The sequence below is a fragment of the Thalassobellus citreus genome, assembly GCF_044385915.1.
GTDB classification, from domain to species: Bacteria; Bacteroidota; Bacteroidia; order Flavobacteriales; family Flavobacteriaceae; genus Thalassobellus; species Thalassobellus citreus.
The window spans coordinates 294750-320951 of the sequence record NZ_JBISCC010000124.1 but is presented as its reverse complement, the minus strand read 5'-3'; the positions used below and the strand labels follow the sequence as shown (position 1 = coordinate 320951).

Annotated in this window: 20 protein-coding genes; 12 read left to right on the top strand and 8 right to left on the bottom strand. The window is 31.2% G+C overall.

Annotated features, from left to right (window positions below; all coding sequences use genetic code 11):
• Positions 1 to 24 precede the first annotated feature (24 nt).
• From ACH5TX_RS10155 to ACH5TX_RS10145, 3 genes are read left to right on the top strand one after another with little or no spacing between them, the layout of a single operon-like run.
• The gene (locus ACH5TX_RS10155) at positions 25 to 618 is read left to right on the top strand and encodes a LemA family protein (RefSeq protein WP_439339390.1); all 594 of its coding nucleotides are present in this window, start codon (positions 25 to 27) and stop codon (positions 616 to 618) included.
• Between the two features lie 6 nt (positions 619 to 624).
• Positions 625 to 1062 (top strand): TPM domain-containing protein, encoded by a 438-nt coding sequence (locus ACH5TX_RS10150; RefSeq protein WP_439339389.1) that lies wholly within the window; start codon positions 625 to 627, stop codon positions 1060 to 1062.
• The gene (locus ACH5TX_RS10145; protein WP_439339388.1) at positions 1062 to 1874 is read left to right on the top strand and encodes a TPM domain-containing protein; all 813 of its coding nucleotides are present in this window, start codon (positions 1062 to 1064) and stop codon (positions 1872 to 1874) included. Before ACH5TX_RS10150 ends, ACH5TX_RS10145 begins: the two co-directional genes overlap by 1 nt.
• 69 nt (positions 1875 to 1943) lie before the next feature.
• Here ACH5TX_RS10145 and der read toward each other — a convergent pair whose 3' ends face one another.
• Positions 1944 to 3257, bottom strand: a complete 1314-nt coding sequence (gene der, locus ACH5TX_RS10140) for a ribosome biogenesis GTPase Der (RefSeq protein WP_439339387.1) — start codon at positions 3255 to 3257, stop codon at positions 1944 to 1946.
• 165 nt (positions 3258 to 3422) lie between these two features.
• Between der and ACH5TX_RS10135 the strand changes: the two genes are divergently transcribed.
• Positions 3423 to 3929, top strand: a complete 507-nt coding sequence (locus ACH5TX_RS10135) for a GTP-binding protein (protein WP_439339386.1) — start codon at positions 3423 to 3425, stop codon at positions 3927 to 3929.
• A gap of 123 nt (positions 3930 to 4052) precedes the next feature.
• On the opposite strand, the gene era is transcribed toward ACH5TX_RS10135, so the two are convergent.
• The 5 genes from era to ACH5TX_RS10110 all read right to left on the bottom strand — a co-directional run bounded on the left by era (position 4053) and on the right by ACH5TX_RS10110 (position 9665).
• On the bottom strand, positions 4053 to 4934 hold the full coding sequence (era, locus tag ACH5TX_RS10130; RefSeq protein ID WP_439335822.1) for a GTPase Era: 882 nt from the start codon (positions 4932 to 4934) through the stop codon (positions 4053 to 4055).
• A 377-nt stretch (positions 4935 to 5311) separates the two neighbouring features.
• Positions 5312 to 7414 carry a TonB-dependent receptor domain-containing protein gene (locus ACH5TX_RS10125; RefSeq protein ID WP_439339385.1) on the bottom strand — a complete coding sequence of 701 codons (2103 nt, stop codon included), beginning with the start codon at positions 7412 to 7414 and terminating at the stop codon, positions 5312 to 5314.
• 59 nt (positions 7415 to 7473) lie between these two features.
• Complete coding sequence (locus ACH5TX_RS10120; protein ID WP_439339384.1) at positions 7474 to 7872, bottom strand: hypothetical protein; 399 nt, start codon at positions 7870 to 7872, stop codon at positions 7474 to 7476.
• A 150-nt stretch (positions 7873 to 8022) separates the two neighbouring features.
• Complete coding sequence (bamJ, locus tag ACH5TX_RS10115; protein ID WP_439339383.1) at positions 8023 to 8754, bottom strand: BamJ family beta-barrel-assembly machinery protein; 732 nt, start codon at positions 8752 to 8754, stop codon at positions 8023 to 8025.
• Between the two features lie 167 nt (positions 8755 to 8921).
• Positions 8922 to 9665, bottom strand: coding sequence for a rhamnogalacturonan acetylesterase (locus ACH5TX_RS10110; protein ID WP_439339382.1), 744 nt, complete (start codon positions 9663 to 9665; stop codon positions 8922 to 8924).
• Positions 9666 to 9906: 241 nt separating this feature from the next.
• Here ACH5TX_RS10110 and ACH5TX_RS10105 point away from each other — a divergent pair, with 241 nt between their 5' ends.
• Positions 9907 to 12021, top strand: a complete 2115-nt coding sequence (locus ACH5TX_RS10105) for an alpha-L-fucosidase (RefSeq protein WP_439339381.1) — start codon at positions 9907 to 9909, stop codon at positions 12019 to 12021.
• 122 nt (positions 12022 to 12143) lie between these two features.
• Positions 12144 to 14057 carry a glucosamine-6-phosphate deaminase gene (gene nagB, locus ACH5TX_RS10100; RefSeq protein WP_439339380.1) on the top strand — a complete coding sequence of 638 codons (1914 nt, stop codon included), beginning with the start codon at positions 12144 to 12146 and terminating at the stop codon, positions 14055 to 14057.
• 114 nt (positions 14058 to 14171) lie between these two features.
• Here nagB and ACH5TX_RS10095 read toward each other — a convergent pair whose 3' ends face one another.
• Together ACH5TX_RS10095 and ACH5TX_RS10090 are read right to left on the bottom strand one after the other, a co-directional pair.
• Positions 14172 to 14885 carry a LytR/AlgR family response regulator transcription factor gene (locus ACH5TX_RS10095; RefSeq protein ID WP_439339379.1) on the bottom strand — a complete coding sequence of 238 codons (714 nt, stop codon included), beginning with the start codon at positions 14883 to 14885 and terminating at the stop codon, positions 14172 to 14174.
• 512 nt (positions 14886 to 15397) lie between these two features.
• On the bottom strand, positions 15398 to 16456 hold the full coding sequence (locus tag ACH5TX_RS10090; protein ID WP_439339378.1) for a sensor histidine kinase: 1059 nt from the start codon (positions 16454 to 16456) through the stop codon (positions 15398 to 15400).
• Positions 16457 to 16578: 122 nt separating this feature from the next.
• Here ACH5TX_RS10090 and ACH5TX_RS10085 point away from each other — a divergent pair, with 122 nt between their 5' ends.
• The 6 genes from ACH5TX_RS10085 to ACH5TX_RS10060 all read left to right on the top strand — a co-directional run bounded on the left by ACH5TX_RS10085 (position 16579) and on the right by ACH5TX_RS10060 (position 26202).
• Positions 16579 to 18834: a GH92 family glycosyl hydrolase gene (locus ACH5TX_RS10085; RefSeq protein WP_439339377.1), complete on the top strand. Its 2256-nt coding sequence runs from the start codon at positions 16579 to 16581 to the stop codon at positions 18832 to 18834.
• A 1-nt stretch (position 18835) separates the two neighbouring features.
• Positions 18836 to 20713 (top strand): sodium:solute symporter family protein, encoded by a 1878-nt coding sequence (locus ACH5TX_RS10080; RefSeq protein ID WP_439339376.1) that lies wholly within the window; start codon positions 18836 to 18838, stop codon positions 20711 to 20713.
• A 63-nt stretch (positions 20714 to 20776) separates the two neighbouring features.
• The gene (locus ACH5TX_RS10075) at positions 20777 to 21742 is read left to right on the top strand and encodes a glycoside hydrolase family 130 protein (protein ID WP_439339375.1); all 966 of its coding nucleotides are present in this window, start codon (positions 20777 to 20779) and stop codon (positions 21740 to 21742) included.
• Between the two features lie 3 nt (positions 21743 to 21745).
• Positions 21746 to 22822 carry a carbohydrate-binding family 9-like protein gene (locus ACH5TX_RS10070; RefSeq protein ID WP_439339374.1) on the top strand — a complete coding sequence of 359 codons (1077 nt, stop codon included), beginning with the start codon at positions 21746 to 21748 and terminating at the stop codon, positions 22820 to 22822.
• A gap of 7 nt (positions 22823 to 22829) precedes the next feature.
• The gene (locus ACH5TX_RS10065; RefSeq protein WP_439339373.1) at positions 22830 to 23948 is read left to right on the top strand and encodes a putative glycoside hydrolase; all 1119 of its coding nucleotides are present in this window, start codon (positions 22830 to 22832) and stop codon (positions 23946 to 23948) included.
• Between the two features lie 10 nt (positions 23949 to 23958).
• Positions 23959 to 26202: a GH92 family glycosyl hydrolase gene (locus tag ACH5TX_RS10060; protein WP_439339372.1), complete on the top strand. Its 2244-nt coding sequence runs from the start codon at positions 23959 to 23961 to the stop codon at positions 26200 to 26202.

The window sequence follows — 26202 nt, the reverse complement described above, 5'->3', positions numbered from 1 at the left end:
AACATCTTTTAAACTTATTTTATTATGAAGAAATTTTTACCATTAATTATTATAGCTATACTAGCATTTGGTCTTTACTCTTGGGGTAAAGGTATTAATAACACTGCGGTTACATTAAATGAAAATGTAAAAGAAGCTTGGGGAAACGTACAAACATCTTACCAACGTAGAAACGATCTTATAGGAAACCTTGTTAATACTGTTAAAGGTGCTGCCGATTTTGAAAAAAGCACTTTAGAAGCTGTTATTAAAGCCAGAAGTGAAGCAACAAAAACAACCATAGACCCTTCTAATATTACACCAGACCAACTTAAGCAATTCAACCAAGCTCAAGGAGGCTTAAGTAGTGCACTTTCTAGATTATTAGTAACTGTAGAAAAATATCCGGATTTAAAAGCCAACGAAAATTTCTTAAAATTACAAGATGAATTAACGAGTACAGAAAACACGATTCAAACTGCACGAACTAGATATAACGAACAAATAAAACCTTATAATGTACATGTCAATACATTTCCGAATTCAATAATAGCTGGATTTTTAAATTTTGATGAAAAACCTTATTTTGATGCTGAAGCAGGTGCTGAAAAACCTGTAAATGTTGATTTTTCTAATTAAATTAATATGTCTAAAATAGAGGATTTTCTTTCTACTGAAGAAGAACAGGAAATCGTTGAAGCTATTAGAATAGCTGAACAAAGCACTTCTGGAGAAATTAGAGTTCATATTGAAAAAACATCAAACACTGATGTTTTCAATCGCTCTATGGAAGTATTTCACTATTTAAAAATGGACAACACAAAAGAACAAAATGGCGTTTTAATCTATGTGGCTGTAGAAGACAAAACCTTTGCTATTTATGGAGACGAAGGCATTAATAATGTTGTTGAAAAAAACTTTTGGGATAGCACAAAAAACATCATGCAATCTCATTTTAAAGCAGGTAACTTTAAACAAGGTTTAGTAGATGCTATTTTAAAAGCTGGGGAACAATTAGAAAAATATTTTCCATGGGAACATGGAGATATTGACGAACTATCTAACGAAATTTCTAAAGGCTAATGTTGAAATTAAAAAACATAATAGCTTTATTCCTATTCTTCTCAAGTTTTTTAGGAATTGCTCAGTATGATATTCCTAAAAAACCAGACTTCATTCCTCCAGTAATAGATAGCACAAAAACATTAAACAAACAAGAATATCAATTTTTATACGATAAACTAAAAAACTACAATGACACCACTTCTACAGAAGTTATTATTGTAATAATCCCTACTACTAAAGGAGAAAACATTGGATTATTAGCTCCTAGGTGGGGACATAAATGGGGAATTGGTCAGGCAAAAGAAGATAATGGTGTTTTTATATTATTAGCTAAAGATGATCGTAAGATATGGATCTCTCCTGGTTATGGAGTAGAACATAAATTAACAGCTGGTATTAACGGACAACTTATTAGAGACTTTATCATTCCTGAATTTAAACGCAATGATTATTTTACAGGACTAAATAATGGTACTGATGCTATTTTTCAAGTTCTAAGTGGCGAATACAAAAGCACAAAAAAAGAAGCAAAAAATGAATTCCCAATTGAACTTATATTTATTCTCGTTTTTATATTTATAATCATTCTTATTTCTATTTCTAAAAACAAACGCGGTGGCGGTGGTAATAGAGGAAACAAATCTGGTGGCATCGATATTTTAGAAGCCATTATTTTAAGCAATATGGGGCGTGGTAATTACCGAAATGGCTCTTCTGGAGGATTTGGCGGTAGTTCTGGTGGCGGATGGTCATCTGGCAGCAGTGGAGGATTTGGTGGTTTTGGTGGTGGTGGCGGTTTCTCTGGTGGTGGCGCTGGTGGAAGTTGGTAATATAAAAAAGAGGGATAGATTTTAATAAAAGTATAGACCTTTTTTAATTTTATAAAAATATTTTAAATTTTACTTCTTACGCATATAAACACTTATAGGAACCCCTTTAAAATCGAAATGCTCACGTAGTTTATTTTCTAAAAAGCGTTTATAAGGTTCTTTTACATATTGAGGAAGATTACAGAAAAAAGCAAATTGTGGTTGCGGTGTTGGCAACTGCATAACATATTTAATCTTCACGTATTTTGCCTTATATGCTGGTGGCGGATAATTTTCTATTATTGGTAAAAATATTTCGTTAAGCTTACTTGTTTTAATCTTTTTTGTTCTGTTTTTATAAACCTCAACAGCTGTTTCAATAGCTTTAAAAATACGTTGCTTAGTAAGAACCGAAATAAAAACAACAGGAACATCTGTAAATGGTTCCATTTGTTTTTTAATAGCTTTTTCATATTCTTTCATAGACTTATGGTCTTTCTCTACTAAATCCCATTTGTTTACTAAAACAACAATACCTTTTCTGTTACGTTCTGCCAGCCAAAAAATATTTTGCACTTGTCCGTCAAAACCACGAGTAGCATCTAAAACTATTAAACAAACATCACTATGCTCAATAGCACGTACACTTCGCATAACTGAGTAAAACTCTAAATCTTCCTTTACTTTTGCTTTACGACGAATTCCGGCAGTATCTACTAAATTAAATTCAAATCCGAAACGATTATATTTTGTATCAATAGAATCTCTAGTAGTTCCTGCAACATCTGTAACAATGTATCTATCTTCACCAATTAAAGCATTTATAAACGATGACTTTCCTGCATTTGGTCTACCAACAACAGCAAAACGAGGTAAAGCTTCTACTTCTTCTTCCTCTTCTTCAGCATTCTCTGGCAATGCTTCAACAAGCGCGTCTAACAATTCACCCGTTCCACTACCATTTATACTTGCAATGGTATAATAATCGCCTAATCCTAACGAATAAAATTCAACAGCATCTTTTGCTCGTTTCCCATTATCAACTTTATTAACAACTAAAAAAACTGGCTTATTAACTTTTCGTAACAATTTAGCAACGTCTTCGTCCATTCCTGTTATACCGTCTTCAACATCAACCATAAAGATAATAGCATCGGCTTCATCAATAGCTAACTCTACTTGTTTATCTATTTCAGCTTCAAAAACATCATCACTACCTAACACATAGCCTCCAGTATCTATAAGCGAAAACTCTTTACCGTTCCAATCACTTTTACCATAATGACGGTCTCTAGTAACTCCACTAACAGCATCAACAATGGCTTCTCTTCGTTGAATTAAACGATTAAAAAACGTTGACTTACCTACATTCGGCCTCCCTACAATTGCTACTATATTACTCATACTCTAATTTATCTAACAGCTTAAAACTGATTAATTTATATTTCTTTTGAAATATTTTGCAAAAATAGAAAATATAAGCGACGTATTGCTGTTTTTTCCTAAAGATTGAAGCGCTTTTAGTTTTAAATAAAAAATAGTACTTTACAATACCAATTAAACTCTTTAATGCCAACAACTAACAACATTGTTTTACGACCACGATTTAAACTTGAATTAAACCAGAATAACGAGACTGTTTTAAAGTACTTTGAGTTGAAAAAAAATGAGCAATCTGATTTTATTGTAAATAGAATAGATGACCATGTTTTTATTAAATTCCCAAAACATAAACAACATTTTTGGTCGCCTCAATTACATTTAGAAATTAATGAAGTTGATAATAATACTAGTATGCTTCATGGCTTATTTGGTCCTAACCCAACAGTTTGGACACTTTTTATGTTTCTGCATTTTATGGTAGCAGGCTTATTTATTGCCTTTGGTGTTTGGGCTTATACCAATGCATCTTTAAAAAGTAGCTATGCCATACAAGTTGGCCTCATGCTACTTATGGTAATTATTTGGTTTGTATTGTATTTTGGTGGCAGAATTGGGAAAGCGTCTAGCAAGACAGAAATGCACGAACTTAATGATTTTATGCTTCGGGTATTAAAACAAAAAAGCTCTGATTGAAAAGACTCAACCAAAGCTTCTAAAACTAAACTAACTCAATACTAACTAAATAACTCGATACAAAGATGAAGCATTATGGCTACTTCAATGTTAGTTAATAATTAAACTAGTATTACCTTTTTATTAGTTATTATAACCAAAACGTTTTAGTTGGTTTTGATTACTTCTCCAGTTTTTATTCACTTTAACATATAACTCTAAGTGAATTTGTTTTCCGAAGAATTTTTCTAAATCTTTTCTAGCTTCAACGCCTACACGCTTTAAAGCACTACCTTTATGCCCAATAATAATACCTTTTTGTGTTTCTCGTTCTACCATAATTACCGAACGCATTCTAATAATATTTTCTTCTTCAAAAAACTCTTCAGTTTCTATTTCTACAGCATAAGGAATTTCTTTTTTATAATGAAGAAGGATTTTTTCACGAATGGTTTCATTTATAAAAAAACGTTCTGGCTTATCTGTTAATTGATCTTTAGGATAAAATGCTGGCGATTCTGGTAACAACTCAATAATTCTATCAAACACTTCTTTTACTTGAAAGCCTTCTAAAGCTGAAATAGGTATAATTTCGGCATTTGGCACTTTCTCTGCCCAAAGTTGCACCTGCTCTTCAAGCTGACCTTGATCAGACTTATCAATCTTATTTAAAAGTAGTATAACTGGTATTTTAGAACTGGTTATCTTCTTAAAAAAGGCTTCATCTTTCAATGCTTGCTCACCAATTTCAACCATGTAAAGTAAAATATCTGCATCTTCAAAAGCCGACTTTACAAACCCCATCATAGATTCTTGTAACTCGTATGCTGGCTTAATAATACCTGGCGTATCACTAAAAAGCACTTGAAAATCATCTCCGTTTACAATACCTAATATTCTATGTCGAGTTGTTTGTGCTTTAGACGTTATAATTGATAATTTCTCTCCAATAAACGCATTCATTAATGTAGATTTACCCACATTAGGATTTCCTATAATATTTACAAAACCAGCTTTATGGCTCATATTTTTTCAAATTAATTAAGACTGCAAAGTTACAACCTTGATTTGTTATTTGCACTATGCTAAAGTTTTAAACAAAAACCATTTTCTATTATCTAACAAAAGTCATATTTATTACCGTTTTTGATTTTTACATTTACTAAAATTTTAAAACTATGTTAATTCAAAACATATCACTTTATAGTTGGACTAATGGTGCCATTATGATTGCTGTATTTGGCATTGTATGCCTAACATTAATAGGTTTCCTTATTAAATTTATGATAGGTGGAAAGAAAAAAGAAAACCCTGATGAATAATTTTTAGTTTTTTTAATAAAAGAGACTGTCTGAAAATTTACTCCAACTTGACAACTATACCTCAAACAGTCTCTTTTTATACTAAAACTTCTTTTGTAGAAATACTGTTATATTTCTTCCTGCTTCATTAATTGGAAGTCTCCTAAAATTTGATTGGTTATTAAATGAGAAGTTTAAATGATCGTGATACGTTTCATCAAATACATTTAAAACAGCTACTCCTAAAGACAGATTTTTAAAAGGCTTAACACCTAAACGAATATCTAAAGTTTGATATCCATTTGTTTTTGTTTCGCCAAATGTATTAGAAATATTATCCTGCTTGCTTGTAACATTATAGCGTGCATTAGCCCAAAGCTTTGTTTTTTCAAAACCCGCTGACAGTATTACTTTAAATGGAGGTATAAGTGGTAATGATTCATTAAAATCTTTATTTTTAGCATACACATAAGACGCTTCTGTTTTAAAATAATAATCCTTTAAAAAATCTAATTGTGCCATAACCTCAAAACCCGTTTTATAAGCTTTATCTATATTTTGAAACACTTTTGGATTTACAGGTTGCTGTGTAGGCATATATTTTCTAGTTAAACTAGCGTCTTCAACTGCAACAATATAATTATCGAAAAAAGAATAATAAAAGGACGTTTCATATTTAAAGGTATTGAAACTACCCTGTAAATCTTCATGTCCTTTAAAACCAATTTCGAATTGATTATTAACTTCTGCTTTTAAATTAGGATTCCCTATATATTCATATGAATCTTGACCAACAGTAAAGTGATTAATATAACGTTCTATCATATTTGCAGAGCGCACACCTCTACCATAAGCAGCTTCAAGCGTAAAATTATCTGACACCATCTTTTTAACAGAAACTGTTGTGCTTATATTTTCTTCAGTACGTTTTTTCAAATCATACATGGCTTCAAAATCTGCTTCTGGATCTTTAATATCAGATGTTACAAAATCTGCACGAATTCCTGCTGTTACAACAGTTGATTTATTTAAAGCCCACTTAGCTTCTGTAAACACACCAATATCATCTATATATGAATCTTGCCATACTTTATCATTAAACAGTCTTGGTGTTGGTAACATGTTACCATTCATAATTTTCACCAACCTATCTCTATCACCGTCTCTAGCAATACGCATCACATCTATACCAGAAAACAGGTTAAGCTTTTTTAATGGTTTCCAATTTAACTCTAACTTACCTCCTGAGGTAGTGGCTTCAACCGCAGATTCTGCCTCAACCATCATAAACGAAGGTCTGTTCTTATTAGTCATTAAATGATCTACATAGCTATAATAAGCTTTTGCTGTTATAGATTTAAAAACATCACCCTTCATAGACCATTTGTAATCTAATGATAGCACACTACTATTATCATAATTAGTATCCATTGGCAAACCTGCATGCAAAACATCTCTACCAAAAGACTGTCTCCAATGCGCTTGCAAACGTTGGTTATCAGTAAAATTATAACCCATTTTAATTCCGTAATCTGTACTTCGGAATGACGATGGGATTTCTGTTTGATCACCATCTTCATAATTACCAAAATCTCTATAGCCCATATTACCTACAATATCATAATTCTTTGTTACTTGCTGTAGTTGCAACATGGTTACGTACGAATCTCCATTAGACTCATAACCACCAGAAATTTTACCATGGAAACCTGTGTTTTCTGAATTTGGTTTATCGGTTACAATATTAATAACACCTCCAAAGGTAGCACCATAACGCACCGTGTAAGGCCCTTTGATAATTTCTATTTTTGAAATTTCTTCTGGAATAATATGCGTTGTTATAGGATCCATCCTATTTGGACACGCATGCATCGCTTTAGTACCTCCATCATATTGAATATTTAATTGCTCGTATTGCGAGGCTCTAAATGAAGGATCGATAGCATAATTCCCTCGTTTTATAACCGAAAACCCATTGATATTATCAAATAAACCGGCTACATTTTTAGGTTGAACAATATTTTTTTGATAATCGTTAGAAACTTTAGTTAAAACAGGGTCTGTAACAGAGTTTCCTTTTACTAAAACCTCATCAAGCTTTACTGTTTTTGAAGTAATAGAATCTGTTGCTTTATCTTTTTTTTCTTGTGAAAAAGACATAGCAGAAATAAGCATGCAACATAGCACACTGTAAAATGTTCTCATTTTTTTTGTTTAAAATTGAAATAAATAGATTTTCAGAAGTTTACTTAAACTTCTGTGTTTTAAATTTTATTATGTGAGAACAAAGATTGTGGTGGATGATCTAAAGTAGAAATTAAAGAATAAGTGTATAAATTATTGTAATTACTTATTTCATTTTCGCTAGCCGTGGTGTAGGTAAAATTGAATGCTGTTTCCGCAACAATATATAAGATAACTTCCTTAAAATCTATTTCTTTTAAAGGTACTTTATCATCATTTGTACTGTTGTTTTGAGCAACCTTTTTTAAATGACATTTACCATTACATTGCATTATTGGCTTGTCTTTGTTTTCGCAAAGTCTTTCAATAAAATCAGCGGTATCAACAAGATAGTATGCGTAAGTAAAAGACACCCGCAAACTATTAAACAAAATAATTGCAATTAAGAATAAAGATAATATGGAAGAAACTATTTTCACGGGTTCAAAAATAATACTTCTAATCTATATTAATGTGATATTTGTCACTCAAAATTACTAGTTCTAGAAGAAGAAGAACTTTTTTAAACAAAGAAAAGGCAGGAGATTTAAACTTCCTGCCTTTATATTTAAGTTAAGTAACTTAAAAAATTACTTAATTATTTCTAACAATTCTACTTCAAAAATTAATGGCATAAATGGTTTAATTTTTCCTCCTGGACGCGGTGTTGCTCCATATGCTAAATCTTGAGGAATATAAAATTTATATTTAGAACCTACAGGCATTAATTGCAAGCCTTCTGTCCATCCTTTTATTACCTGACCTACACCAAATTGTGCAGGATTTCCTCTATCTACAGAGCTATCAAATACGGTTCCATCAGTTAATGTACCATGGTAATGTACTTTTACTTTAGACGTTGCTGTTGGCTTTTCTCCTGTTCCTTGTTTTAAAACAATGTATTGCAAACCACTTTCTGTAATTTCAACACCATCTTTAGTCATATTTTCTTCTAAAAACTTCTCACCTTCAGCCTTAACACCTGCATATTCTTTTTCTGCTTTTGCAGCAGCTTCTTCTCGTTTTTTAGCCTGAGCTTCTATTTGCTTCTTCTGAAAATAAGATTGTAATAACTGTTGTACTTTAGCTTCTTCTATTAATATATCTGTAGAATCTAAAGCATTTATAAACCCTTGATTAAAAAGATCTCTATCAATTTCTTTAAAATCACTTGCTTTAACATTATTTGCAGAAAACATTCCTATAGCATAACTTACAGAATCTATTTCTGTTTTTAAAGTTTTATGAGTCACCCCATTATTATTACATGAGCTTAAAAAAGCAACTACTAAAAGAATACTTAAAATTTTAATTGTTTTCATTTCTTTAATTTAAATTAATTTCGAATCCAAAAGTAGCAAATTAAACCACAGTATAAAAATAGATAGAGACTCTATTTTTGTTAGCCAAAAAACGCCATATTTTAATTTCTTAAAACCTTTAAATATTCTCCTGATAATTGAAATCTAAACTTAGACAAGTTTATTTGCTACTTCATCAATTTAGATAAACTAGGCACTTTCTTTTTCAATTCACTTACTGCAAGTTTTGCGATTTCAGTGGCACCTAATTTTGATAAATGTGTATCATCATGTTTTCCCTTTTTATAATAAGGGTTTTCTCCTGGCTCAAAATGTAAATGTAATTTTTCCGATCCCTCAACACCATAAGACATTTCTAAAACCTCTGTTAAATATTGAAGGTCTACAAAAGGCACATTATATTCTAATGCCACGAGTCTTACTTCTAATGGGTATTCGCCGTGGGTATCAATTAAAGTTCCGTGCTCATTAAAATTTCTTCTAACTATCGAAGAAAACAAAATTGGAGTCGCCCCTTTTGCTCTAGTTTCTTCAATAAACTTAATTAAATTATGACGATACCCTGTATGTGGATTGGTATAACGATCAGGACTTTTAAATTTCTGATCGTTATGTCCAAATTGTATAAAAACATAATCATCTTTTTTTAATGTTTTAAGTATAGAATCCCAACGACCTTCTCCAATAAAACTTCTACTACTTCTTCCGTTTTTAGCCCTGTTATCAATAACTGCATTTTTATTAAAAAACTGTGGTAAAACTTGTGCCCAACCATGTTCTGGGTTTGTTTCAGGATTTTTTTTATTCGCCATGGTTGAATCTCCAATGGTATAAATTGTTGTTTGTTGTGCCATACAACTTGTTGAAATTAGTAATAAAACAATCAAGTTGATTTTTAGATAAAATTTCATTTTTATAATATTTAAAAAAGGGAAAGTAAACAAATTCCAAGGCATATAAAAACTCAAAGCATTTTATGTCAAAAAAGCATCCATATGAATTAATAACCCCTTAAAACAAACCTCATAAATTATAACTTGCCAATCCTAATAATAAGTAATTATTTACAACCAACACATGCCCTAATTAAACCCTTGTCGAAAAAGTATTAATAAAAATATTAATTATGTTAATATTATAAATTGATTACTTATGAATGATAACAACATTATGAAAAATTATAAATTCGCAATGCTTTTTATTTTTTCTTTTATGCTTCTTTACAGCTGTAAAGAACCTATATCTCCGCCAATGCCAGAGGAACCAACACCCTCACAAAAACAATTAGATTGGCATGAAATGGAGTTTTATGCCTTTGTACATTTTTCATTAAATACCTTTACAAATAAAGAATGGGGTTACGGAGATGAATCTCCAAAACTGTTTAATCCAACGGCATTAGACACACGGCAATGGGCACGTATTGCAAAAGAAGCTGGTATGAAGGGTATCATTCTAACAGCTAAACACCACGACGGATTTTGTTTATGGCCATCAGCGTACACAGAACGCTCTGTAAAAAACTCACCTTGGAAAAATGGCAAAGGAGACCTTGTTAAAGAATTAGCAGAATCTTGTAAAGAATACGAATTAAAACTAGGGATTTATTTGTCTCCTTGGGATAGAAATCATCCACAATACGGTAAACCAGAATATGTAACATATTTTAGAAATCAGTTAAAAGAATTGTTAACCAATTATGGTGATGTGTTTGAAATATGGTTTGATGGTGCCAATGGTGGTGATGGCTATTATGGAGGCGCAAATGAAACCAGAAAAATCAATACACTTGCATATTACAACTGGGATGAAACCGACAAAATGATAAGTAAAATTGCGCCAAAAACGATTATTTGGGGTGTTGGCCCCTCCGAAGCAAGATGGATTGGTAATGAAGAAGGATATGCTAATAAAACAAATTGGAGCCTTTTGCGTCAAAAAGACGAATTAGGAGGAAAAGTGCATTATACAGAATTTATGTCTGGGCATGAAGACGGAGAAAAATGGGTGCCAGGAGAAGCCGATGTTTCTACAAGACCAGGTTGGTTTTACCATAGTGTTGAAGACGATAAAGTAAAGTCAGTAGAAGAACTGGTAGATATCTATTATAAATCTGTAGGTCGTAACGCTAATCTTATTTTAAATATTCCTCCAGACAAAAGAGGTTTAATTAATAAACATGATGAAGTACAATTAAAAGAATTTAGAGCAGTTATAAATGCTGATTTTAAAACAGAATTGCTTAAAAACACTAAAGCATCAGCAAATTATGTACGTGGTAATAGTCCAGTTTATGAAGCTAAAAATGTAATTGATGGTAATAAAGACACCTATTGGGCTACTAATGATAATCAAAAGACTGCTTCAATAGAATTTCAATTTAAAAAACCTACAGCTATAAATAGAATTTTGCTTCAAGAACATATAGCATTAGGACAGCGTATTAAAGCATTTAATGTGGAAGTAAAAGTTGATAAAAATTGGCAAACCATTGCTAATGAAACAACCATAGGCTATAAAAGAATTTTACGAACAAAAAGAGTCATAGCGACAGCGCTTAGAATAAATATTACGGACTCAAAGGCCTGCATTGTTATTTCAAATATTGCTGCATTTAACGCTCCAACTTTAGTTAAAACACCTATAATAGAACGTAATAAAAAAGGACTTGTAACATTAAAAACAGAAACTGAAAACAAAATATACTATACGCTTGATGGCTCCCAGCCAACAGCAAATAGCACTTTATACAAAACGCCATTTATAGCTAATAATGCAGTTACCATAAAAGCCATTGCAAACAATACTAATGAAAACATAAGTAGTGCTGTAAAAACTACATATTATGGAATGTCTAAAGAAAAATGGCGCATTATTTCTGTTACAAGTGGCGATATAAAAACGGCAAATAGACTTATTGATGGCAATCCTGTTACCACTTGGAACTATGGAAATGACACAAAAAAACTTCCACAAGAAATAATTATAGATATGGGAAATACATTAAAAATAAAAGGATTCTCATATTTCCCTCAACAAGTTGGCGGCAACTTAAATTTAATTTCAAACTATACCTTTTACACAAGTATTGATAATGAAAATTGGAAAAAACAATCAGAAGGTGAATTTTCAAACATAAAAAACAACCCTATAGAACAAATACAAATATTTAATGCAACAAATGCTAGATATATACGGTTTGTAGCCAAATCTAAAATAGGAAAAGGTAATAATGTTTCTATTGGAGAGATTGGTATTATTGAATAATTAATAATATTGAATTTATAAAAAAACTCCTTTACCGAAGCACAAAGGTTATTAGTCGAATTTTTATATTTCAAACAAGTCTTAATAAGTAATTTTATCACAATAACAAAATGAACAACTCAATGATAAAAGATAGTATAAGCTATAAAGAAGCAGGGAAATTTGAAGACACCCGTTTTGAGAAAATCCATAATGTTATCTTCGACTCGTCTCTTGAAGCTTCAATTTTAGTAGCTCAAGAGATCGCAAACTTAATTCAAAGAAAACAAGAACTAAATGAAACTTGTGTTTTAGGCTTAGCTACTGGTTCTTCTCCTATAAAAGTTTATGAAGAACTTGTGAGAATGCATAAAGAAGATGGTTTAAGTTTTAATAATGTAGTAACTTTCAATTTAGATGAATATTATCCTATGGACAAGGATAACATTCAAAGTTATTTTTATTTCATGCATGATCATCTTTTTAATCATGTAGATATAGTACCCGAAAACATTAATATTCCTGATGGAAAAGTAAGCACTGAAGAGCTTCGCCAATATTGTATAGATTATGAAATGAAAATTAAATCTTATGGCGGATTAGATTTTCAATTATTAGGTATTGGAAGAACAGGTCATATTGGTTTTAACGAACCCGGATCACATATTAATTCAGGAACCAGAAGTATTACACTAGATCATATTACCCGTATTGATGCAGCACCTTCTTTTTTAGGCATAGATAATGTTCCTAGAAAAGCCATAACAATGGGTATTGGTACTGTAAGACATGCAAAAAGAATTGTTTTACTTGGATGGGGAATTAGTAAAGCAGAAATATTAAAAGAAACTATAGAAGGAGATATTTCTTCTCAAGTTCCTGCCACTTACTTACAAGAACATAACAATACAACATTTGTTTTAGACAGTGATGCATCATCAGAACTTACTAGAGTAAAAACACCATGGCTTGTAAAATCTTGTGTATGGACAGGTGAGTTAAAACTAAAAGCTGTTGTTTGGTTAAGTGAATTAACAAACAAACCATTTCTTAAACTTACCGATAAAGATTATAATGATAATGGTATGGCGAGCCTTTTAACAGAAGAAGGTACTGCTTACGATTTGAATATAAAAATGTTTAATAAATTACAGCATACCATTACAGGTTGGCCTGGAGGAAAACCAAATGCTGATGACACTTATAGACCAGAACGGTCTTTACCTGCAAAAAAAAGAGTTATTATTTTTAGTCCACACCCTGATGATGATGTAATTTCTATGGGTGGTACATTTGATAGATTGGTAGAGCAAGGTCATGATGTACATGTTGCTTATCAAACTTCAGGAAACATAGCCGTTTCTAATGAAGAAGCTTTAAAGTTTGCAGAAATATCTATGACTTTAAATTCAAAATCTAAAGAGTCAGAAGATATTATAAAATTTTTAAAGCATAAATCTAAAAATGATATTGATTCTATTGAAGTTAGAAAACTAAAAGGATTGATTAGAAGAAGTGAATCTTTAGCAGCTACAAGATACATAGGACTTCCTGATGAAAACGTTCACTTTTTAGATCTTCCATTTTACGAAACAGGCACTGTTAAGAAAAGTAATCTTTCTGAAGCTGATATAGCAATTATGTGCCAACTTATTGAAGAAATAAAACCGCATCAAATTTATGCAGCTGGAGATTTAGCAGATCCACATGGCACACATAAAGTTTGTTTAGATAGCTTATTTGAAGCTTTAAAAATATTAAAACCTAAACCTTACATGAACGATTGTTGGGTATGGTTATACCGTGGCGCATGGCATGAATGGGATTCTTACCAAATAGAAATGGCTGTTCCTATGAGCCCAGACCAAGTACTAAAAAAACGTCATGCTATTTTTTATCATCAATCTCAAAAAGATGGTGTTATGTTTCAAGGCGACGATTCTAGAGAATTTTGGGTGCGTGTAGAAGATAGAAATAGATTAACAGCAAAAAAATACAACGATTTAGGTTTAGCAGAATATGCTGCTATTGAAGCTTTTAAACGTTACCATTTTTAAATAAAACCAATAAGAAGAATTTATTAATAGCATTAAAAATAGTTTAGTTGTTTTTTGGTTATTGATGGTTATCTCTTTAAATAGATGATAGCCATCAATTTTTTTTGCTTATTTTTAAATAGAAGAGTTTAAAATTTTCTGTTTAACATCCTCTAAATAAGATCTTCCTATAACATATCGAAGTCCTTCAATTTCAATACTATTTCCTTCAACCGCATCAATTTTATCAATAGCAATCGTATACGACCTATGTATTCTAATAAAATCTCTAGAAGGTAATAAATTAGTAAATGCTGTTAATGTACTATGAACAATATATCTACCTGATAGGGTGTTTATTTTTAAATAATCTTTTAAACTTTCAATGACTAGAATTTCATCAAGAAAAATTTTCTTCATTTTCTTTTTATCAATTTTAACAAAAATAAAGGAACGTTCTTTTACCTTTTCTGAAGATATATTTGTACTTGACTTAAGTCTTTTATTAACTTTATTTATTGCTTTCATAAATCTAGGAAACTCAATAGGCTTCACTAAATAATCTAAAACATCTAATTCATAAGTTTCAATTGCAAACTCATCATAAGCACTAGTAATAATAAATAAAGGTGGTTTTTCTATACTTTTAATAAAATTAATACCATCTAAAACAGGCATATTTATATCTAAAAAAATAACATCAACGATATTGTTTTTTAAAAAATTTAAACCATCAATAGCATTACTAAACGTATTTACTATTTCAAAATCTTCAATTTGATTCAAATAATTTTTAATAACATTAATAGCTAATGGTTCATCATCAATAATCAAACACTTTATTTTCATATTTACTTGTATAATTTATAGCCTTTTAACTATGATTATTTTTTATATTTAGTAGATTCTTATCTTAAGTTTTACAACAAACTTATTTCTTTTATTCTTAATAGATAAATAATAATGACTTTTATCACCCTAAATTTAACCTTTTTTTTACTTTACCTAAACCAATACCATTAGATTCTTTCTATAGTTTGTGATTTTAAGAGTATCTTAATTTAAGTAAAGAATTCTTTTGGAGCAGAAAGTTATGTAAAGAAATAGCCACAAGCGAACGACAGCCGCAACGTAAACTAAAAGCAATTTCTAATAAGTCTCCTATAAAATTAATTTCTTCGGTAAGGTTGCATAGAGCTAAAGAATTACTTCTTGAAAGAAGAAATAGAAATGTTTAAGTATTTATCAGATTTGTGCTAGATCAAAGACTTCTTTATTGATGTTTTTGCAAATAGATTTAACTCAAATATTTAAAAAACCCAGACATGAGTAATTGGAATTAATCAATAATAATTTCCAATTTAACTTACTCTTATTTTTAGTTTTACAACAAATTTCTTTTTTTTATTCTTAATAGATAGATAATAATCATTTTTATCATATCCTAAGTCTAATCTCTTTTTCACATTATCTAAACCTATACCACTAGATTGTTTTAAATTGTCTTTATGATTTGTAATTTTAGGCATTGGGTTACTTATAGAAAAGTAAAGAAAATCGCCTTTAATCTTAAAGTTAATATCAATTTTTACGTTTCCTATATTTTTATTAGCGCCATGTTTAAAAGCATTTTCTATAAATGTTAACAACAACATAGGTGCTATTTCTTTATCTTCTATATCTCCAGATATGTACATATTAGCCTCTAAGGAGTCACTATACCTAACACGCTCTAAATCTAAATAATTTTGAATACAAAGTATTTCATTCTGCAAACTTTGCCGTTTTGCTTTAGTTTCATAAAGCATATAACGCATTAGTTCTGATAATTTTAAAATTATCCTTGGTGTTTTATTAGATTTTTCTACTGATAATGAATAAATATTATTAAGTGTATTAAAGAAAAAATGAGGTGATATTTGATTTTTTAAAAAAAGAAGCTCAGTTTCTAATTGTGTCTTTTCAAGATCGGCAACACGTTTATGCTCTTTTATAAAATCTAAGGTAATTTTTATTGCAGCAACAAATGCAACTACGTATAATTCACCAATCATCATTTCAATAGTATAATTCAGTGTTAAACTAGTAATAGGTTCAGGTCCTTCTGGCCAAACATTATGACTGATTAAAAAATAAGTTAAATTAAATTTAATCAAAACCATAATAAATATGGTAGCTAAAATTGAAAGTAAGTAAAGGGTATATCTTTTTCGATATACTAAAAAAGGCATTAAAACAAAAATATTAAGGTAACATGATGCCATATGTATAGGAAACCCTAGTAAGTTCGATTTTAAAGAATAGACATAATCATTAAAATAACTCCCCCAACGAAAAGTATTGAACAAAAAATATACTATCCAGAAAACAACATGGTATTTCCATGATATTAAATAAAACTTATTGCTTTTAAAATTCATTATTTAAAAAATATTGATAGCGTTTTTTTGGTGTTTAGGCTTGTTTATGTGTTATCCGTCTAAATTACTTTTATAAATAGTAAAATTAATGAAAATTTAAAATTAAATTATGATGACTCTTTATGAAAAACTTTACGCTGCTTATTTTATTTATAGTTTTAATTTCTAGTTGCAAAGAAAATACTGCTAAAAAACAACAGTATAAACAAGATACAACAAGTTATGTAAATCCGTTTATTGGAACTGGCGGACACGGACATACATACCCTGGAGCAACAGTACCCTTTGGAATGTTACAGGTGAGTCCAGACAACGGAATTTCGAGTTGGGATTGGTGTTCTGGCTACCATTATACAGATTCTATTGTAGCTGGTTTTAGTCATTTACATTTAAGTGGAACTGGTATTGGTGATTTGGCAGATATTTTATTTATGCCAACAAACAAACAAGTAGATTTAACTATTAACACAAAAAATAGAGATTCACTAGCATATAAATCGACTTACAGCCATACTAACGAAAATGCGAGTCCAGGATACTACCAAGTTTTTCTTGAAACGCCTAAAATAAACGTTGAGTTAACATCTTCATTACGTACCGCATATCATAAATATACATTTTCAGAAAATGACAAACAATCTGTAGTTGTCGATTTAGGGTTTGCTATCAATTGGGATATGCCTCAAAAAACAGCCATTACTATTGATGACGAATATACCATAAGTGGGTATCGCTTTAGTAAAGGGTGGGCAAAAAATCAAAAAGTGTTTTTTGTGGCTAAATTTTCTAAACCAATTTCAGAACATCTATTAATTGCTGATGGAAAACAAGTTGAAGGAAATTCAACAGAAGCTGAAAAGGTAGCATCCCAATTATTTTTTGATAGAAAAAACAGTAATGAATTGCTAGTAAAAGTTGCCGTTTCATCAGTAAGTATTAAAAACGCAAAAGAAAATTTAGACGCAGGCGATTTTAATTTTGAAAAAGTAAAAACAGCTGCGAATACTCTTTGGAATACTGCTTCATCTAAAATAGAAGTTGAAACACCCGTAGATTCATTAAAAACCATTTTTTATACGGCATTATATCATTCTCAAATTGCACCTGTAACCTATAGCGATAAAAATGGCCAATTTAGAAAGGAAAACGATAGCATTGTAACGGCTAAAAATTATACAGCATATTCAACACTATCACTTTGGGATACATTTAGAGCAGAAAACCCTTTACTAACTTTTTTAGCTCCAGAGAAAGTTTCAGATATGGTTAATTCTATGTTAGCCTATTACGAAACCAAAAAAATATTACCAGTTTGGACGTTATATGCCAATGAAACTAATACAATGACAGGCTATCACTCGATTCCTGTAATTATAGATGCTTACAAAAAAGGCATAAAAGGTTTTGATGCAGAAAAGGCTTATGAAGCAATGAAACAAACAATGATGCAAGACGAACGTGGCTTGAATTTCTATAAAGAATACGGCTATATTCCATATAATTTATTAGATGAATCGGTTACAATTACCTTAGAATATGCTTTTGATGATTGGTGTGTAGCTCAAATAGCAAAAGATTTAGGGAAAGAAGATGATTATAAATATTTCTTAAACAGATCTAAAGGGTATCAATATTTATTTGATTCAAAAACAGGATTTATGAGAGGAAAATCTGAAGATGGAAAATCTTGGAATGAACCTTTTGATCCGAAACACTCAAATCATAGAGAACAAACAGATTATACCGAAGGAAATGCATGGCAACACAGTTGGTTTGTACCTCAAGATGTTGAAGATTTTATTTCATTACACGGAAGTAATGATATTTTTACAAATCGATTAGAGCAGCTATTTACAGAAAGTTCTGAAATTACTGGTGACAATATTTCTGCTGATATTTCAGGGTTAATTGGTCAATATGCACACGGAAATGAACCGAGTCACCATATCGCTTATATGTTTAATAAGGCGAATAAGCCTTGGCGAACACAATATTGGGTACGACATATTTTAAACACACAATATAATGTAACTCCTAATGGATTAAGCGGTAATGAAGATTGCGGACAAATGTCGGCGTGGTATGTGTTTAGCTCAATAGGATTTTACCCTATGAATCCTGCTTCTGGAGAGTATGAAATAGGAAGTCCTCTTTTTGAGAAATCAACCATCAAACTTTCAGAAGGCAAAACTTTTGTTATTGAGGCTGAAAATGTTTCAAACACAAATTTTTATATCCAATCTGCCACCTTAGACGGAAAGGAATTCAACCAAACATCTATTTCACATCAACAAATATTAAAAGGAGGCATTTTACATTTTGTTATGGGATCTGTACCAAATAAAAAATGGGGTTTAACTAAAAGTAATATGGACTAATATGGATATTATCGATTTAAGCATTATTATATTTTATATCCTATTAACCGTAGGAGTTGGAATTTGGGTTTCTAAAAAAGCATCAAAAGGGTTAGATGATTATTTCCTAGGAGGAAAAACTATTAAATGGTATTATTTAGGGTTAAGTAATGGTTCAGGTATGTTTGATATATCTGGTACAGCATTAATGGTTGGATGGCTTTTTCTATATGGAGCTAAGAGTTTTATGTTTATGTGGCTTTGGCCTATTTGGAATCAAATTTTTGTCATGATGTTCTTAGCCGTTTGGATTCGTAGGTCAAAAGTAATGACAGGGTCTGAATGGATTTTAACACGTTTTGGTAACGATAAATCAGGAAAAGCATCTCATATTATAGTGGCTCTTTTTGCTGTTGTTTCTTCCATAGGGTTTATCGCTTATTTTTTTGAAGGTATTGGTAAATTTATGACCGTTATTTTACCTTGGGATTTAACCTTAAGTATGGGAAGTAGTATCTTACTTAATTCCGAACAATCCTATGCCTTAATTATTATATTTTTAACCACCATTTATACGGTTAAAGGTGGTATGCTTTCTGTAGTAGCTACCGAAGTTTTACAATACGGTATTATGGTTATAGCAGGATTACTTGTTGCAGGCTATACATTTATTTATTTTACAGATATTCAAATAACATCTGTAATTTCGGAAGAATGGAAAAATATATTTTTCGGACAGGAATTAGGTTCGCATTGGAGTGAAAAATACAAAGCTTTTGATGATCTTATTGATTCTGAAGGCTACAAAATGTTTGGTGCTTTAGTGGGGATGTCTTTATTTAAAGGTTTTTTTGCAAGTATTGCAGGACCTACACCTGGCTTTGATATGCAACGTATACTTTCAACCAAAACAGTTAAGGAAGCAGCTTATATGAGTGGGTTTACCAATCTAATTTTATTCATTCCAAGATATTTGTTAATTGGAGGTATTGTGGTTATTGCTTTAGTCTCTTTAGCGCCTCAAATGAGTCTTGATCCATCTCTATCAGGAAATGATTTAGAAACATTACTGCCTACGGTTATTAATTTTCATGTGCCTGTAGGAATAAAAGGCTTGTTGTTAGCAGGTTTGCTAGCAGCTTTTATGTCTACATTTTCTGCCTATGTAAATGCAGGACCAGCTTATATTGTAAATGATATTTATAAAAAATATTTTAAACCAAAAGCTACAAGTAAACACTATATTAAAGCCAGTCACATTGCTTCGTTCGTTGTTGTAGGTCTAGGTGTATTTATGGGCTTTTTTGCAGACTCACTTAATTCGTTAACATTGTGGATTACAAGTGCTCTTTTTGGCGGTTATGTAGCGGCAAACTTTTTAAAATGGGTTTGGTGGCGTTTTAATGGCTGGGGATATTTCTGGGGAATGTTCGCTGGACTTATAGTGGCATCATTACAATTTGTCTTAGATCAAAATAAAGGGAATCTAACTGTGGATACATGGTTATATGATTTAGCAAGATTACCAGCCATATACCTATTTCCAATAATATTTGGTGTTTCAGTATTAGGGAGTCTCTTAGGCACATTCTTTACCTGTCCTACAGATATTTCTGTTTTAAAAGATTTTTATAAAAATGTAAGGCCTTGGGGCTTTTGGAAACCTGTTTATAAAGCATTAAAAAATGAAGATACATCGTTTACTGAAAATAAAGATTTTGGAAAGGATATGCTTAACTGTGTTATAGGTATTGTTTGGCAATCTAGTATGATTGTTATCCCTATATTTCTTTTAGTTAGAGATTATCCAAAAACTATCATCTCTTTAATTGTATTTTTAATAACTTCAGCTATATTAAAATATACATGGCTAGATGTTGTTCGAAAATTACCAGATTAAATGAGGACAAAATTTTATTAAAACAAACGTCAAATCAAGTTCAACAATAAATAATTAAATAAAGTGAGTAACATTCCTTGGCAAGATAAACCAGAAAATAGCAACGACGTGATGTGGCGTTATTCTGAAAACCCTATTATAGATCGTTATGCGATTCCATCATCTAACAGTATTTTTAATTCCGCTGTCGTGACTTTTGGCGATGGTTTTGCAGGTGTTTTTAGATGTGATAACAAAGCGGTGCAAATGAATATTTTTGCAGGTTTTAGTAAAGATGGTATTAATTGGGATATTAATCATGAGCCTATTGAAATGCAAGCGGGTAATACAGAGATGATAGAATCTGATTATAAATACGATCCGCGTGTTGTATTTATTGAAGATCGCTATTGGATTACTTGGTGTAATGGCTATAACGGACCAACAATTGGCATTGGGTATACATTCGACTTTAAAGAATTTTTTCAATGTGAAAATGCCTATTTACCATTCAATAGAAACGGGGTATTATTTCCACAGAAAATAAATGGAAAATATGCCATGTTAAGTCGCCCTAGTGATAATGGTCATACACCATTTGGCGATATTTGGATTAGCTACAGTCCAGATATGAAATATTGGGGAGAACACCGTTGTGTAATGAAACCTTCTGCTTTTGAAGACAGTGCATGGCAATGTGCTAAAGTAGGCGCAGGCCCTATACCTATTCTTACAGAAGACGGATGGTTAATGCTATATCATGGCGTCATAAATACTTGTAATGGGTTTCGTTATGCTATGGGAGCCGCTCTTTTAGATGAAAACAAACCTGACGTAGTAAAGTATAGAACGCAGCCTTATTTATTAGGTCCAGCAGTTTCATATGAGCAGAATGGAGATGTACCTAATGTGGTATTCCCGTGTGCTGCTTTACATGACACAGAAGAGGATAAATTAGCCGTTTATTATGGAGCTGCCGATACGGTTGTAGCTATGGCTTTTGGAAAACTGAGTGAAGTTATTGAATTTACTAAAAATAACAGTTTATAAAGTATGAGAAGTAAGTTTAGATCATTATTGTTACTCATAATTAGTTGTTTTTCTATTTTAAGTTGTGCACAATCAGATAAAGAAATCACACCTAAAACATTTATTGCCTACAAAACTTTAGAAAAAATTGTAGTTGATGGTGATGCATCTGACTCTTCTTGGAAAAATGCAGCATGGTCTGATCCTTTTATTGATATAGAAGGTGTTATTAAGCCCAAATATAACACGCAAGTTAAAATGCTTTGGGATGATACTTACTATTATATTTTAGCAAAAATTGAAGAACCACATGTATGGGCTAACTTAAAACAACGAGATACTATTATTTTTTATAATAATGATTTTGAAGTATTTATTGACCCTGAAGGAGATGCTAAAACCTATTACGAACTCGAAATTAATGCTTTAAACACCGTTTGGGATTTATTTATTAATAAACCTTACAGAGAAGAAGGTAATGTTGTTTTAAATGATTGGACATTAACAGGCTTAAAATCGGCTGTAAAAATAAATGGCACCATAAACAACCCTAATGACACCGATACAGGCTGGATTTTAGAAATGGCAATTCCATGGGCCGCATATAAAACATCATACTTTCAAAATAATATTCCTAAAGATGATTTTTGGAGAGTTAATTTTTCAAGAGTCAATTGGCAACATTCTGTAACTAATGGGAAATATGGACGAAAAAAAGATGCTAACGAAAAATTCCTTCCAGAATACAATTGGGTTTGGTCGCCCACAGGTGTAATTAATATGCACGAACCAGAAAAATGGGGATATGTATATTTTTCTTCTAATAAAATTGGAACTAAAGACACATTCTCAATACCTCAAGACGAAATTGTAAAATGGAAATTATATGATTTATATAGAGCTCAAAAAGACTATTATAAAACCCATAAAACTTGGGCTAAAAAAATAGATAGTATTTCTAAAAAAGATATTCGTATTAATGATAAAACGTTAAATCCGCTATTAGAGAATCATACAACCGGGTATAATATTTCACTAAAAAGTCCTTTTACAAATAAAACATTCATTATTAAAGAAGATGGTACAATCATATCAAAATAAATATAAAATGAAATTCACAAAAATCTTCCTTCTTGTATTTTTATTTAGCATGTTTTCATGTGCAAATACTGAATCAAAAAAGACAAATACAAATACCTCTGAAGCAGATATAGAAACAACTACTTTTGATTTTGCCGTTTGGATTACAGCAGATGCCAAAAGAAAAAATGACGATTATACTCAAGAATTTATAAAATACAAAAGTGCAGGTATTGATGAAGTTTTAATAAACACTAATACAGATCCAGCACTTTTAAAACGCTTAGTACCCATTGCTTCAAAAAATGGTTTAAAAGTACATGCGTGGATTATGGCAATGAACCGTCCAGGAGATTCAATAGCACTAAAACACCCAGAATGGTATGCAGTAAGTAAAGAAGGGAAATCATGTTATGATACGCGTCCTTACGTAGGTTACTATCAATGGTTATGCCCAACAAAAGAAGCGTCTAGAAATCATGTACTAAGTTTAGTTGAAGGTTTAGCAAAAGTTGACGGTATTGAAAGTGTACATTTAGACTACATACGTTTTTGTGATATTTTCTTGCCAATTGGGTTACTTCCTAAATACAACTTGGTTCAAGACACAGAATTACCAGAATACGATTTTTGCTATTGTGATGCTTGTGTAAGTGCATTCGAAAAAATACATCATAAAAACCCAAAAGAGAGTCATAATACAGCAATTGATATGGAATGGAAAAACTTCAGGCTTAATGCCATAAAAGCAGTTGTAGATGACGCCTATGAAATTGTACATAAATATAATAAAAACTTAACAGCAGCCGTATTTCCTTATCCAGAAATGGCAGATCACATGGTACGTCAACGATGGGATAAATGGAATATTGATGAGGTATATCCAATGATTTATCATGGGTTTTATAACGAAGAAGTAGACTGGGTTGGTTATGCCACAAAACAAGGGATAGCAGATTTAGAAGGCAAGAAAACAAAAATAAATACAGGCGTTTATTTACCAGCATTTAAAACTGAAAGCGAATTAATAAAAGCTATTCAATTAGCAAAAGACAATGGTGCTAAAGGCATTACATTTTTTGACGGACCTGCTTTAACAGAAGCACAGCTAAAAGCTATTAAAGAAATGAAAGCAAATTTAAAATAAAGGAATTGGAATGCGTAAATTCGGTCTTATATTTTTAGTATGTGTGCCGCTATTATTTAATTGCGAGTATACTAAGCCAATTAACACATTGTCTTTAACGCATTATGTAAACCCATTTATAGGTACAGATGGTCCAGGAAACACCTACCCTGGAGCAACAGTACCTTTCGGAATGGTGCAATTAAGTCCCGATATTGGTATTCCAGGTTGGGATAGAATTGCAGGTTATTACTATCAAGATTCTATTATTTCAGGATTTTCACATACACATTTAACAGGAACTGGTGCAGGCGATTTGTATGATATTTTAGTCACGCCAACCAATAGTAGATTTTCTAAGAGAATTAAAGAAAATAACTTTAAACCATTTTCTAAATTTTCTCACGATAAAGAAAAAGCTTCTCCAGGATATTATGAAGTCGATTTATTAGACTATGGCATAAAAGCTGAACTAACAACAACAGCCAGAACAGGCATCCATAAATACACATTTCCTAAGGACAGTTTAACACAAATCTACATCGATTTAGGCTACGCCTTAAACTGGGATAAACCTGTTGATACTCATATAAATGTAGTAAACAATTCAACTATTGAAGGCTACAGAAAATCTACAGGATGGGCAAAAGATCAACGCCTTTATTTCGTTATAAAACTTTCAAAACCTTTCGAATCATTTAAAATTTTTAAAAACGATTTGCTTTCAGAAAATCCTGTTACTGCAAAAAAGTCAAAAATCATTTTAAATTATAAGACAGAAGAAAATGAAGTTATTATTTTAAAAACAGGGCTTTCAACAGCGTCAAGAAAAGGAGCATATAAATCATTAGATATTGAAGCTCCCAATTTTAATTTTGAAGCTTACAAAGAAAAAGCAAATGCTATTTGGGAAAAGGAACTCCAAAAAATAAAGATTACTACATCCGACGAGAATAAGAAAACAATCTTTTATACCATGATGTATCAGTCTATGCTCGCTCCTACTCTATTGAGTGACCATAACAATGAATATAAAGGAGCAAATGATAGTATAATGATAGCAAAAGGTTTTGATAGATACGATACCTTTTCGTTATGGGATACCTATAGAGCGGCACATCCGTTATACACCATTATTCATCCAAATAGAACGTCGGATATGATAAATTCATTATTAGCGCATTATAAAGAAACAGGGCTATTACCTGTTTGGTCTATGCAAGGTAATGAAACCAATATGATGATTGCAAATCATGCCATTCCAGTTATTGTAGATGCATATTCTAAAGGCTTTAAAAATTTTGATATTGAATTAGCCTATAAAGCTTGCAAAAAAAGCTCCATGGTAAATAAAAGAGGTTTGGACGATTACAAAGCTTTGGGTTATATTCCAGTTGATGATGAGGGCGAAAATTGGTCGGTTTCAAAAACACTAGAATACGCATTTGATGATTGGTGTCTTGCGCAATTTGCAAAAGCCTTAAATAAAACAGATGATTACAACTATTTTTTAAAACGTTCTGAAAACTGGAGAAATATGTATGATTCGCAATCTTCATTTATGCGTCCTAAAGATGAAGATGGAAAATTCATAAAATCATTTATACCAAAAGAGTACACCAATTATTTTTGCGAAAGCAATGCGTGGCAATATTTCTGGTCTGTACCTCAAAACATCGAAGGATTAATACAAGCTGTTGGCGGTAAAGATGCTTTTGAAAAAAAATTAGACAGTATGTTTACTTTAAAGCCTCTTCCTGAAGACACATTACCTATTTTTAGTACGGGAATGATTGGGCAATATGCACATGGAAATGAACCAAGTCATCATGTAGCATATTTGTACGATTACGTTGGTAAACCATGGAAAACTCAAAAATTGGTTAGACAGATTTTAAATACCCAATATAAAAATAAGCCTAACGGGCATTGTGGTAATGAAGATTGCGGACAAATGTCTTCATGGTATATATTAAGTGCTTTAGGGTTTTATTCTGTCAATCCAGCACAAGGAATTTATGCTTTTGGATCGCCGTTATTTGATAAAGCCACAATCAATTTAGAAAACGGAAAAACATTTACTATTAAAGCAAAAAACAATAGTGATGCAAATATGTATATCGAATCTATCGTATTAAATGGTAAAGAAATACATAGAGATTATATCACTCATCAAGAAATACAACAAGGAGGCATTTTGATTTTTAACATGGGAAGTTTACCAAATAAAAATGTTAAATACGAAACCGCATTGTCCTCTAAAATGTTTAACTAA

Excerpts from the sequence above, each read along its gene's own strand:
- ACH5TX_RS10155 (WP_439339390.1), top strand. The coding sequence starts at position 25 with ATGAAGAAATTTTTACCATTAATTATTATAGCTATACTAGCATTTGGT.
- ACH5TX_RS10150 (WP_439339389.1), top strand. The coding sequence starts at position 625 with ATGTCTAAAATAGAGGATTTTCTTTCTACTGAAGAAGAACAGGAAATC.
- ACH5TX_RS10145 (WP_439339388.1), top strand. The coding sequence starts at position 1,062 with ATGTTGAAATTAAAAAACATAATAGCTTTATTCCTATTCTTCTCAAGT.
- der (WP_439339387.1), bottom strand. The coding sequence starts at position 3,257 with ATGAGTAATATAGTAGCAATTGTAGGGAGGCCGAATGTAGGTAAGTCA.
- ACH5TX_RS10135 (WP_439339386.1), top strand. The coding sequence starts at position 3,423 with ATGCCAACAACTAACAACATTGTTTTACGACCACGATTTAAACTTGAA.
- era (WP_439335822.1), bottom strand. The coding sequence starts at position 4,934 with ATGAGCCATAAAGCTGGTTTTGTAAATATTATAGGAAATCCTAATGTG.
- ACH5TX_RS10125 (WP_439339385.1), bottom strand. The coding sequence starts at position 7,414 with ATGAGAACATTTTACAGTGTGCTATGTTGCATGCTTATTTCTGCTATG.
- bamJ (WP_439339383.1), bottom strand. The coding sequence starts at position 8,754 with ATGAAAACAATTAAAATTTTAAGTATTCTTTTAGTAGTTGCTTTTTTA.
- ACH5TX_RS10110 (WP_439339382.1), bottom strand. The coding sequence starts at position 9,665 with ATGAAATTTTATCTAAAAATCAACTTGATTGTTTTATTACTAATTTCA.
- ACH5TX_RS10105 (WP_439339381.1), top strand. The coding sequence starts at position 9,907 with ATGAATGATAACAACATTATGAAAAATTATAAATTCGCAATGCTTTTT.
- nagB (WP_439339380.1), top strand. The coding sequence starts at position 12,144 with ATGATAAAAGATAGTATAAGCTATAAAGAAGCAGGGAAATTTGAAGAC.
- ACH5TX_RS10095 (WP_439339379.1), bottom strand. The coding sequence starts at position 14,885 with ATGAAAATAAAGTGTTTGATTATTGATGATGAACCATTAGCTATTAAT.
- ACH5TX_RS10090 (WP_439339378.1), bottom strand. The coding sequence starts at position 16,456 with ATGAATTTTAAAAGCAATAAGTTTTATTTAATATCATGGAAATACCAT.
- ACH5TX_RS10085 (WP_439339377.1), top strand. The coding sequence starts at position 16,579 with ATGAAAAACTTTACGCTGCTTATTTTATTTATAGTTTTAATTTCTAGT.
- ACH5TX_RS10080 (WP_439339376.1), top strand. The coding sequence starts at position 18,836 with ATGGATATTATCGATTTAAGCATTATTATATTTTATATCCTATTAACC.
- ACH5TX_RS10070 (WP_439339374.1), top strand. The coding sequence starts at position 21,746 with ATGAGAAGTAAGTTTAGATCATTATTGTTACTCATAATTAGTTGTTTT.
- ACH5TX_RS10065 (WP_439339373.1), top strand. The coding sequence starts at position 22,830 with ATGAAATTCACAAAAATCTTCCTTCTTGTATTTTTATTTAGCATGTTT.
- ACH5TX_RS10060 (WP_439339372.1), top strand. The coding sequence starts at position 23,959 with ATGCGTAAATTCGGTCTTATATTTTTAGTATGTGTGCCGCTATTATTT.